8 protein-coding genes are annotated in these 11,362 nt (G+C 57.2%); 1 reads left to right on the top strand and 7 read right to left on the bottom strand.

The annotated features are described in order from the left end of the window. The 4 genes from H5U08_RS02975 to H5U08_RS02960 all read right to left on the bottom strand — a co-directional run. A partial coding sequence (locus H5U08_RS02975; protein ID WP_297029932.1) for a tetratricopeptide repeat protein occupies positions 1 to 804 on the bottom strand: 804 nt, incomplete at its 3' end. Positions 805 to 1,058: 254 nt separating this feature from the next. Continuing rightward, a complete protein-coding gene (dnaB, locus tag H5U08_RS02970) occupies positions 1,059 to 2,489 on the bottom strand; it encodes a replicative DNA helicase (RefSeq protein WP_297029930.1) in 1,431 nt (476 codons plus the stop codon). A 301-nt stretch (positions 2,490 to 2,790) separates the two neighbouring features. Next, the gene (locus tag H5U08_RS02965) at positions 2,791 to 3,702 is read right to left on the bottom strand and encodes an SAM-dependent methyltransferase (RefSeq protein WP_297029927.1); all 912 of its coding nucleotides are present in this window, start codon (positions 3,700 to 3,702) and stop codon (positions 2,791 to 2,793) included. 246 nt (positions 3,703 to 3,948) lie between these two features. After that, complete coding sequence (locus H5U08_RS02960; protein ID WP_297029925.1) at positions 3,949 to 4,554, bottom strand: hydrolase; 606 nt, start codon at positions 4,552 to 4,554, stop codon at positions 3,949 to 3,951. 272 nt (positions 4,555 to 4,826) lie between these two features. On the opposite strand from H5U08_RS02960, the gene H5U08_RS02955 reads away from it, so the two are divergent. Further along, positions 4,827 to 7,553, top strand: coding sequence for a pitrilysin family protein (locus tag H5U08_RS02955; protein WP_297029923.1), 2,727 nt, complete (start codon positions 4,827 to 4,829; stop codon positions 7,551 to 7,553). Positions 7,554 to 7,723: 170 nt separating this feature from the next. On the opposite strand, the gene H5U08_RS02950 is transcribed toward H5U08_RS02955, so the two are convergent. From H5U08_RS02950 to waaF, 3 genes are all read right to left on the bottom strand, one after another. After that, positions 7,724 to 9,106: a hypothetical protein gene (locus H5U08_RS02950; RefSeq protein WP_297029920.1), complete on the bottom strand. Its 1,383-nt coding sequence runs from the start codon at positions 9,104 to 9,106 to the stop codon at positions 7,724 to 7,726. Positions 9,107 to 9,565: 459 nt separating this feature from the next. Then, positions 9,566 to 10,435 carry a glycosyltransferase family 2 protein gene (locus H5U08_RS02945; RefSeq protein WP_297029919.1) on the bottom strand — a complete coding sequence of 290 codons (870 nt, stop codon included), beginning with the start codon at positions 10,433 to 10,435 and terminating at the stop codon, positions 9,566 to 9,568. Positions 10,436 to 10,453: 18 nt separating this feature from the next. Then, positions 10,454 to 11,362, bottom strand: a 909-nt coding sequence (gene waaF / locus H5U08_RS02940; RefSeq protein WP_297029917.1) for a lipopolysaccharide heptosyltransferase II, incomplete at its 5' end; no start/stop codon positions are given.

Below are 11,362 nucleotides of genomic sequence, written 5' to 3'. Positions count from 1 at the left end.
GGCCTTCTCTGCCCAGGTACGGGCTAGATCTAACTGCTCGAGCCGCCGGGCGCAATCCGCCCCCAGAATCAGAAAATCCACATCATCGTTATCCTTTGCCAGGATATCCCTGGTGTACTGGAGAGCCTGATCATATCGATCGGACTGGTAATAGTATATGGCGGCCGTCCGCAGCGCTTCCTCATTCTTGACCGTGGCCAGCATTTTGGCGATCCACTCGTCGGCCTTCTGCGGATCCTTGAGATCGGGATCATAGCGATAGATTCCAGCCAGTTGCGCATAAGCGGCCGCCAGGTCTGGCTGCAAATGGATGGCCTTTTCAAGTGTCCGCACCGCTTCCCTCGACTGGCCAAGGCCGCGCTGGCATCGGGCGAGCTTGGTTAATAGCTCGGCATCATCGGGATTCACTTTGAGCAGATATTGCTCCAAATGCTCTTCCGCATCGCGGAACCGTCCTATGTTGAGAAGCACGTCCACGAGCATTCTGCGGGCTTGTGTGCGCTCGGGGTCCTGCCGCAGAATTGTTTCCAGGCGAAAATACGCCGGCCCATAAGCCTGCAGGTCGATGAGCAGTTCCGCGAACTGTTGCTGGGCGTCAAGGTCGTGTGGTGCCAGTTCCGTGTACCACTGAAAGTTTTTGGCCGCCACGTCGCGGCGACCCTGTTTGAGAGCTTCTTGCGCCCGATCCAGAAAGACCCTGGCATTTCTCCGCAGTTGGTAACCGTGCAGGAAATAGGTGCCCACTCCCAGCAGGACGACCACTGCCGTGAGAATGAGGACGAAGCGCTTGTTGATCTTTCTCATGCGATGGAAGCCCCATCAAAATGTCGCAGTTCGACGCACGTGGAACATGACGATCGATTGCACCGCCGCCCCGAATGCACCCGGCTTATTCTGGGCCGATCTCCGGCAGGAGCACAGACCTCAAGCCTGTTCCGTAGCGGCAGTTCAATCTTCGTCCATTATAGCTTGCCGGACCGTGAAGAGCACCGATTAATGGGGCTCAGTTCGTGCGAACCGCGGCTGGTCGAGCGTGAGTTGGAAGTGCCCAGTATCCCCTAAAACGGGGCATCCTCGGCGAAGTCACCGTAGGCAACTTCGCTATAGTCCGCAGGCGCTGCATTCTCGAATCGAGTGAATTCCTCACGCCAGGTGAGTTTGACATCCCCCACGGGACCGTTACGCTGTTTGGCCACAATAACCTCAGCCAAACCACACAGTCCCCGAGCTTGCGCTTCCTCTCGGGTATGGTAGTACTCTTCGCGGTGGACAAACATGACCACATCGGCATCCTGCTCGATGGCGCCCGACTCGCGGAGGTGGCTCAACCGGGGCCGGTTGTCTTTGACAACTTCCGTTTGACGGTTGAGCTGCGCCAGGCACAAAATAGGAATCTTGAGCTCCCGGGCGAGGGTCTTGAGACGCCGCGTGATCTTCGCCACCTGCTCCTGACGCGGATCCTTGGGATTGTCCGGCTCGATCAATTGCAAATAGTCGATGACAATGAGCCTCAACCCTTCGCGTCGTTTGAGGCGTCTGGCCACCGCAGCGATCTCTGTCACTGTGCGACTCGGTGAGTCGTCAATGAGCAACTTTCCGCGGCTCAACTCGCCGGCAGCTCGAACAAGTTTTTCCCTGTCTTCTGCGGAAAGAAAACCACTGCGAAACTTATGGCCGTTTATTTTTCCCCGGGAGCAAAGCATCCGCTGAATCAATTCCAGACGAGACATTTCCAGGCTGACAAACAGCGTCGTCAATCCCGCGTCCACGGACACATGTTCCGCGATGTTCGTGGCGAGGGCCGTCTTTCCCATGCTTGGCCGGGCGGCCAGAATGATGAGCTCCGAATCATGCAGGCCTCCCGTCAGTTTGTCGAGGTCGGTGAAACCTGTCGGTACCCCGGTGGCTTCCCCCTGCATGCGCCGGTCGATCATCTGAAAGGCTTCGAAGAGCACGTCGCTCACAGGCACGACGTCCCCCGTAGATCGGCGATCGCGAACCGCCAGGATTCGCTCCTCGGCTCGATTGAGGATCTCCCGGGGCTCCAGACTCAAATCGAACGCGTCGCGAACAATATCCGTCCCCGCTTGAATTAACGCCCGCACAAACGCATGATTGCGCACGATTTCCGCGTAATACACCGCATGACTGGCCACGGCTACGGACTGGGCAATTTCCGCCAGATAGGGGGCACCGCCGACCGCTTCGAATTCCCCGTGCCGCCGCAGCTCTTCAACCAGGAGCATCAAGTCGATCGTGCGGTTCGCGGCGTGCATCTCAAGGAGCCGTCCATAGATCCGCCGATGAGCGTCCACGTAAAAATCTTCCGGCACGAGCACTGTGGCCACATCGTCCAGCGTGCGTGGGTCGAGCAAAATGCTCCCCAGTACGGCTTTTTCCGCCTCAACGCTGTGAGGCGGTACGCGCGCGGCCAGCTCTCCCAGGGGCCCCTGTGTGGTTCGTTCCTGCCGAGAAGCCTCAGTCGCCACGGTTCCCTCCGTTATCGTTTGCCTTAAATTTCAAAAAAGAAAATGAGCAGATTCGCGCGAATCGAATCGCCGTTCACCAGGCTGTTCCCTCTCGTCACTCTATTCCTCTCCGCGCGAATCGACAAGCAGGCCACCGGCAACCCAGGCGGCGTGTTGCTTCATTGACCACGCTTTGAAGAAAAACGGGCAGGACCGCTGGGGGGATGCGGCCTGCCCTATGGGAGCACGCGGCATCACACCACATGCCCGCGTCGGTTGTTCCCAGGAGTGGCTTCCTTCCTGCTGGTGCCCGAAAACTGCATCAACGAGTGGATACGCTCGTCCCGGCGCTCACCGATCCCACCGCCGATGGGTTCGCCGCTGATACACGGGCAGGCGCCTTTTGGCGGTAAGTGAGAAAATCGCCAACGTAGATCAAGTATTCAAACGGCAGGGATTTAGGGTCCACTTGCTCGCGAATCGTGGCGAGCGTGCCCTCGATCACTTCCTCCTTTCCCTGATAACCAGCGTATTTGACGATGGCCACGGGTGTTTCGGGCGGATAATGTGTCTTGAGCTTCTCAATGAAATAGTCGAACTCCGCACGCATTGTGAAGATCACCATGGTGGCTCGATGGACGGAGAGACTCTCCACGGTGTCTGTTTTCCCTGGCCAATCATTAGCCGTGAGGATCACCGATTTGGTTTTTGGGGCATTGGTGACGCCTCGGCGGAGTGCCGCATTACCGGCGTTGAAACAACTCACCCCGGGCACGACCACCGGCTTCAGATCCGCAAACTCTTCCAGACACCAGGCCCATGGCCCGTAAATAAGCGGGTCGCCGCTATCGAGAATGGCCACCACCTTCCCCCGTGCGACGGCCTGCCGCACCTGCGAGATGAAGTCGTTCCTTTTCTCTGCAAGAGCTCGGGCACGTGGTTGCTCGGCCTCGGGAAGCGAGTTGATGTCCTGGCCATAGTACTCGAAAAGCCGCCAGTAGCCCGTGATGACCTGCTTTCCGGCGAGATAGTCCGCGAATTTCTTTTCCAATCCATCTGTGCAGTAGATGATGTCTGCATGGCGGATGGCTTCTATAGCCCGCAGCGTGATGAGATCCGGATCACCGGGGCCAACTCCGACCAGATAGAGAGGACTTCGCGGAAGCTCGGCGAAAGCGATCCAGCTCCAACCGATCCAGCACATCCACGCTACGATCATCAGCGCTCGTTTCATGACACAACCTCGCAGTTTCTCAGGGGTCCAGAACGTGCCGTGCGCCTCTACCTGTGGCGGATACTCGGCGAGCTCTCGCACGCACCACCTGCTCGCTTCGGCAAGAAACGCTTCCTGGTACCATCTGGCGGCGCTCGCCTGCCCTCAGCCACATCACGTTGGTGTTACTATTTGTGAAAAGATAACACCACTGCACTGTAGCGACAAGGGGACCAGTTGTCCATCCGAGATTGGGCGTGCGAATGCTCAAGACGATGCAACAGATTCGCCTGGCGGAAATTCCCGTGCAAGCTGGCTGATCTGTTTGAATTCAGCGGTTCCCGCGCGGATGCACCATTCAAAAAGCACGGCCTCCGTGGTCGTGATGACGGCCCCTGCCAGCTCCATCCGGCGAAGCGCGATTTCGTAATCCAGCCGGTGCCGCGATCCCACGGCATCCGCGGCCACGTATGCCCGCCAGCCTGCCGCGAGGAGGTCCAATACCGTCTGCTGGACGCACACATGGGCCTCGATGCCACAGATGAGCAGCCGACTCAATCCGGCCTTTTCTGCTTCTTCGAAGAGTGACCAACATTCGCGGCAACTGAACATGAGCTTTTCCGGAATCTGCCCGAGCCGCTCCCGCAATGGTGAAACGGTCGGTCCCAGGCCCTTGGGGTACTGTTCCGTCGCCAGCACGCGGACACCAAGAATCTGAGCGGCATCCAGAAGCCGCCTGATATTCCAGACGACCTTTTCATGATCGTCAATGTGGGGAACGAGCTTCTCCTGGACATCGACGACCAGGAGACCCGTGTCCTGCGGTGACATCAACTCGGGGCTTCGTGGGGGAATCCTCAGTGGTTCTGACATGGAGCACTTCGGCCTCATGCTCATGCGCAGTACGTACGAATCGGTCCAAAATTAAGGCCTATAATATCAGACACACCAACCTCCGGGCAAGAAACGGGGACGGAAGATGCCTTTAGCCGCGTGAACCGGGTGCTCACCAGGGTGGCGGCGATCCACCCACTGTGACCACAGCCCGCCGTGGGTGGACGGCGAACCCCCGGGCGTAATAATGAACAGGTTAAACCCAAACGGGTTGACGCCAACCGAGTGGCTATTGCGATGGAGATCATCCGATGACAAGGAAAACGCTTTCTGTAGCGAACGTGATGCGACGTGGACAGTTTTTTTTGTCTCTCGGCCTCAGCATGATCGCGATGGTGAGTATGAACACTGCTGGAATGTCCCAATCCCCATCGGAAGCTGATCAGGGTGTGCCCACGGTCGTCAAGCGCCAGGTGTACCCACAGGGCGTGACAGTGGCGGAACTTTCCAACGGGCTGACGATCATTGTTCAGGAGAATCATACCGTCCAGGCGGCCACCGTGAGATGTTACGTCAAATACACCGGAAGCATTTACGAAGCCGAGCACCTGGGGGCGGGACTCAGCCATGTCCTGGAACATGTTGTGGCCGGTGGAACCACAACCAAGCGGACGGAGAAGGAGATCGCCGCCATTATCGATCGATTTGGCGGCAAGACCAACGCGTATACAACCACGAATTTCACCTGCTACTACATCGATTGTCCGGCGCGCCACGTCAAAGAAGTCATCGAGCTGCTGGCTGATGCCATGCAGCGGGTGGCATTTGAACCCAAGGAGTTCGAGCGGGAACTCAAGGTGGTCAAGCAGGAGCTGGCCGACGGGGAAGTCAGTCGGTCCCGCGTGCTGTGGAAATTGCTCAATCAAACCCTTTACCTGGTGCACCCGGCCCGCCATCCGGTGATCGGCTATCTGGACGTGCTCAACCACACCAGCAACGAGGCGATCATCCAGTTCTATCGGGCGCGTTATATTCCCAACAATCAGGTCTTCGTGGTGGTAGGTGACGTTCAGACAGATGAGGTTATCCAGCAGATCGCAGAACAGTATCGGGGGATTCCCCGGGCAGCGGAGACTTACATCGCTTTGGGAGACGAACCGCCCCAAGTGACTCCGCGGCGGGCGGTTCGGGAGATGGAAGGAGACGCCACGGACATTGCCATCGCCTGGCCCACTGTGAAGCTGACCGATCCCGACCTTTATCCCCTCGATGTTCTGGCGGATATCCTGGCCCGCGGCGAATCGTCACGCCTGGTTCGGCGGTTGCAACGAGAGAAGCCCCTCGCTCTCCGCGTCGATGCAGCCAGTGCGACGCCAGAGTACGTTCGAGGGTGGTTTGGAATCCTGGCCACCTGTCCGCCGGAAAATTATGAGGAAGTCCGACGCATCATTCTCGAAGAAGTGTATCGTCTTCGCGATGAACTGGTTCCCGAGAATGAACTCGCCCGGGCCAAAAAGAAAAAAGTTTCCGATTGGATCTTCGAAAGAGAAAGTCTGCAGGCCACCGCGGAAAGTCTTGCACGAAGCTATCTGGCCACCGGCGATCCGCTCTTCGACAAGCTCTATACAGAACGCATTCAATCGGTCACCAGTGAGCAGCTTCGGGAGGTGGCACGCAAGTATTTCGTTCCGGATCGGCTCAACGAGGTCGTCATTGCTCCGTTGGGGCGCGCACCCAAAACCGCATCCGAGGGGCTGCAAAGCGAAGAATCAGACATACGGCTCGTTCGTTTGCCGAATGGATTGCGCGTGCTGGTCAAGCGGCAGGCCCGATTGCCGATCGTCACCATGCAGGTGGCCATTCTTGGCGGCAATCTCCTGGATACGCCCGAAACAGCAGGCAGGACGGCACTGCTTGCGGGAATGCTCGACAAGGGCACTCGCAACTATACAGCGGACCAGATTGCCGAACTGTTCGACGATCTGGATGCTCGCGTGGGCTTTCTCCCCGGTCGCAATACGGTTGTCGCCAGTCTGAACATTTTGAAAGAAAATTTCGCGAAGGCGGGAGACCTGGTGACGGAGTGTTTGCTGGAACCGCGATTTGACGAGGGCGAATTTGCCAAAGTCAAGAAACTGGTGCTGGATGCAATCGCCCAGCGAAGCGCGAGTCCTCAAGCGGAAGCACAGGAGCTTTTCGCCGACCTGCTTCCTGCGGATTCACCTTATCACATTCTGACCGGCGGGAAGCGGGAAACCGTGGAGCGGCTCTCGCTGGACGATATTAAGCAGTACCATCGAGTGCTGCTCAATCCCGCGAACATGGTGGTCGCGGTGTTTGGAGACATCAATCCCGACGAGGCCGTGGACATGGTGGAAAAATGGTACGGAAAGCTCACACCGCCGGCAGATGCCCCAAAGATCACATTTGATCGCAACAACGCCATACCCAATCTCGTTACCGGCCACAAGCAAGTCCAGAAACCGACGGCCGTGCTCCTCATGGGATATCCCGGGCCGAGCATTCGCGACGAGGCCGACTACACGGCGATGATGGTCCTCGACACGATCATGTCGGGATATGATTACCCGGGCGGCTGGTTGCATGAGGAACTGCGCGGGGCAGGGCTGGTTTATGGGGTCCACGCCTTTCAATCGACCGGCCCGGCACCGGGTTACTTCGTCATTATGGCGCAAACGAGACCGGACACACTTGCTGAAGTGGTGCAGCGGGTGCTGAAGAATGTGGAGAAGGCCAAACAGGGCGAGATCACTGACGAGGAATTCGAACGGGCGAAGGAATTACTCATCTCCTACCACGCCCAGCAGAACATCACCATCGCAGCCCAGGCCACCCAGGCTGCGCTCGATGAGCTGTACGGGCTTGGGTATGACTACGACAAGAAATTCGACGAGCGGATCAAGGCGGTGACACTGGAAGATGTCAAACGAGTGGCCCGGAAATACTTTGGCCCATTCGTGCTGGCGACCGTTTCGCCTGCGCCCTCATTTGAGCTTCCTGCCTCGCAAAACCGGTGACAGTTTTTTCTCCGGCGCGCTGCAGGGGCGGACTCCTCAAACGGAGCCGCTGTGGCAATGTGTGGTCGACAATTAGCACCATGGTCAAGACGTCCGGCCGACCGAGGGTTCGGGTCGGCCGGGGATGGCGTTTGACAGGTGATCGCGAATCAGAACCCGTATCGTACCATTCAGAACCCGTATCGTACCATGACCTCAAACCGGGTGCTGTCGGCAGGCGACTTGGCGACCCAGTTTGTTTTCCATTGCTGCACCTCGAAACCGAGGATGAACTTCTTCGTCACATCATACGTGATGTTTGCAAAATAGAATTGGTTATAACTCCTCTGGCCGGGACTGAGATCCTGGTTGAATGGGTCGTCGATCGAATAACCTACATGGCTGTGAAGCCGATCCGTCCAGTCGTACCACACGTCCACCCACCCACCGGTGGCGCGGATCGTATTCCCCCTGGCAAGGTTGACGCCCTGAATTATTCCACCCAGGTAAGCACCGAGGTTTTCCCCTGTAAAGAACTCGCCCTGGACGCCAAATCGCGGGGTGATGGGAAATTTCACATCCACGTTGAAGGACCAGGTTCGGAAGTCTTCCTCGGTGACCGGTGGACCAGGGAGGTAGAAAATCTGCTCACCGATGTGCGCCGAAACACCAAATTCAAGAGGATGCTCACCGGGGCCCCGGGGGCCGACGGTAAAACCTAATCGACCTTCAATGACGGGCCACTCAGCGTGCTCGGCCACCACATTTCCCGCGATGTCGGATGCAATGTCAGCATTGATAGACGCCTGTGTTGTGACGAGCAATACGTCAGAGAAATGGTAGTAGCGCTCAGCCCGAAACTGGGCGCGCCGATATCCGATGTTTCCAGCCCCCCAGCCTACTGAATACATGATCGTGCCCGGAAGCAGCGGTGAAATGACATCCCAGGTTTGACCTGCCAGCAGGCGGAAGTACTCGTTTTTCACTTCGACATAGGCGTGACGAAGCAGGACCGTCCCGCGGTTCTCGGTCTGAAACGCTCCTTGAAAATCGAGTTCCACTTTCCCGCCGGTCTGGGCACAGCCGAATCGCGGCAACATCGGTCCAACGAAGTCGATACCCAACCGCGTTGACTTGCCGTCCACGTGCCAGGCCCCTTCCGGACGATCGTCCGGCGAAAACACGTAGAGTGTATAGTCACCGATGTTAGAATGGAGTGTTTCATACGACGTAGTGGCCCACAGGTACCCATAAGGGATGATCTGAATATCCCCTTTCGTCCACGCGAGCTTCTTCATTTCCGCCCGGATCTCATCCATCGAGGGAGCTGCAGGTTGGGCTGCTTCCGTTTCAAAGGCCACGGGGTCACCAGTCACCCGCGGAAGGGCTACTGGCTGCGTGGCCTGAAGCGCTTCCAATTCGGCACGCAGACGCTGTGTTTCCTCCTCAAGCTGGCGAAGACGCGTCTCCGTGAGATCATTGAAGCCGCCGGCCGATCCCGGGCGCGGAAAAGCGACCCACCCTGATAGTATCAGCGCAATGAAAAGCCTCATCCCGGAAGCTCGGCACCTCATGGGGAACTCCTTTTCCTAACCACTGCCTAAGATGTGAACCATCCCTGAACACCGCTAACTGCCGCCGACCTGCTCAAAAAAACGGGGCGTGCCTATTCCCCAAGCCCCGTCCCGCTGGCTGCGACCGGTACATACCGTCCTTGCCCTTGAATGCCATAGAAACGGTATGCCGCCGAAGTTCGTCGCATTTCACATTGTTCTTACAGAAGTAATCGTCAGTAAAAAGCTCGCATTAGATTCGAACTCGGAGGGTTCAGCCAGAACCGGATCGAAAAACGCGAACGTCGAGGTAAATTTTGTCGGAAAATTCGAAAATTTCGGTGCGAGGGGTGAGAGGTGGGACGAGCCTGTCTGTTCCTCCTGCCGAGTTAGGAGGCTTTCTTGATCACACGAAGACGTTCAGCTTTAGCAGGGCATGCTGATACGTGGGCAAATATGCCACGATAGAACGCTTCGACTCTAGTACAGCCCTTGTGTGGATAGAGTGCCCCTCTTTTTGGGGAGTGTCGGCTGAACAACTGCTGTTGGCCAAGGAGTCGAAAGCCCTTCCGACGCTCGTTGGTGTGCAATCGCCCAAAGTTTGAGGTACGTCTGAAAGACCGTGAAGGCATCATCAACGGCGACTAAGAAGCCGCCTAGCCCATCTAGAAACCCCAGTTTAACTATATATCCCCTGACAAACACCGCGATCGGACGAAGGGCCAAATCCCAGAGGTGAGTCCGCTTGCCCCGCTTCCACCTCTCCAGGGCTCCCGCCGTTGTGTATCGGTTCTTCTTTTGATACCACTTGTCCAAACAGGTGCATGTCCAGTGTTCAACGCGCCCTTTCAAGACGCCAACTCTGCCTGTCGAAACAACAACTTTTTCGTGGACGGCCTTCGCATCGTAATTGGCCACGGACCTACGAAAGAGGCGGACAACTTTATGGTTCCAACTCCCGTGCCTGATGCGATATCCGAGAAACCGGTGCTCAAATCCTGCGAGAAATGCATCCGGACGATCGCTTTTTGAAAGCACTTTGTCAATTTCCCGACGCAGCGCCGGTGTCATCCTTTCATCGGCATCCAAAACAAAAACCCAATCGTGCCGGCACTGGTTGACCGCCCAACCCTTGAACGAGCCAAAACTGATGAACTCGCGTTGGACCAATCGACAGACCTCGGGATAGGTTTCGCAAAAATCGTGGGCAATGGCTAAAGTCTTGTCGGTGGATCCGCTGTCTGCGATCAGGATTTCATCTGCCCAGCCGAGTACAGATCGGACACAGTCCACCAGGTGCGTTTCCTCATCCTTGCAGGGAATAACCACGCTGATCGGCGGCCGATTCATTCTCGTCTCCCGGCTGTATCAGGCCACGCTCCGGAATCGTGCCCGGCTGATAAACGGCAGAAGCGCCTGAAATACCATTTCCGGGGATAATTCCACCATGCACCGGTGATGGCCCAGCGGGCAACGACGCTGACCGCAGGGGATGCAGTCTAATGAAAGTTGGAGATCGACCGATTCCACGGTGGGATTTGCCGTAACCACCGGCCAGGTCGGACCGAACAGCGTAACCACCGGCTTGCCCAATGCAGCGGCCATGTGGCGGGGACCGCTATCGGTGGAAACCATCGCTGTACAACGGTGCAAACATGATTTCAGCGTTTGCAAATCCAGAGGTTGATCCGCCATGGAAACGACCCTGGACTCAGACACCTCCCTGGTGATCTGGCGAACGAGTTCCCTTTCCCGGTGACCACACACAAAGAGCACCCACGCGGGAGTATCGGTAACGATGCGGCGGGCAAGCTGGACGAAATGACTGGGCGGCCAGCACTTGGATGCTCCAAAGGCTCCCCCCACATGCATGGCAACCACAGGCCCGTGAGTGGGGAGATTCAGGTCCTTCCATACCCGGTCGGCACACACTTCTCCCCAAAGGCTTAGCGGAAGTTCCAGATGCCGATCGTCGCCGTTCGCGCCAATCGCCCGAGCGAGACCGAGATAATAGTCCACCATCGGTACCCGGCGAATTTTTCGTCCATCGCGAGGAACCGGCAAAGGATGTGTTAAAAGCGCAGCGCGGCCATCTCGGGCGTAACCGATTCGTTCGGGAATCCCTCCAGCCACGGCCAGCAACGCCGTTCTCAGACTGTTCGTGAATAGGATCGCCCGATCCCAACGGACAGCTCGCAGTTTCTGAATGGTGGCGAAAGTGTCAAACCGAGGATCGTCCGTTCGCGGGTCGTAGTACCAGAATTCATTGATCCAATC

It is taken from the genome of Thermogutta sp., from assembly GCF_014359955.1.
Lineage (GTDB): Bacteria > Planctomycetota > Planctomycetia > Pirellulales > Thermoguttaceae > Thermogutta.
The sequence above is the reverse complement of the archived record's forward strand: the minus strand, read 5'-3'. Positions and strand labels throughout refer to the sequence as shown.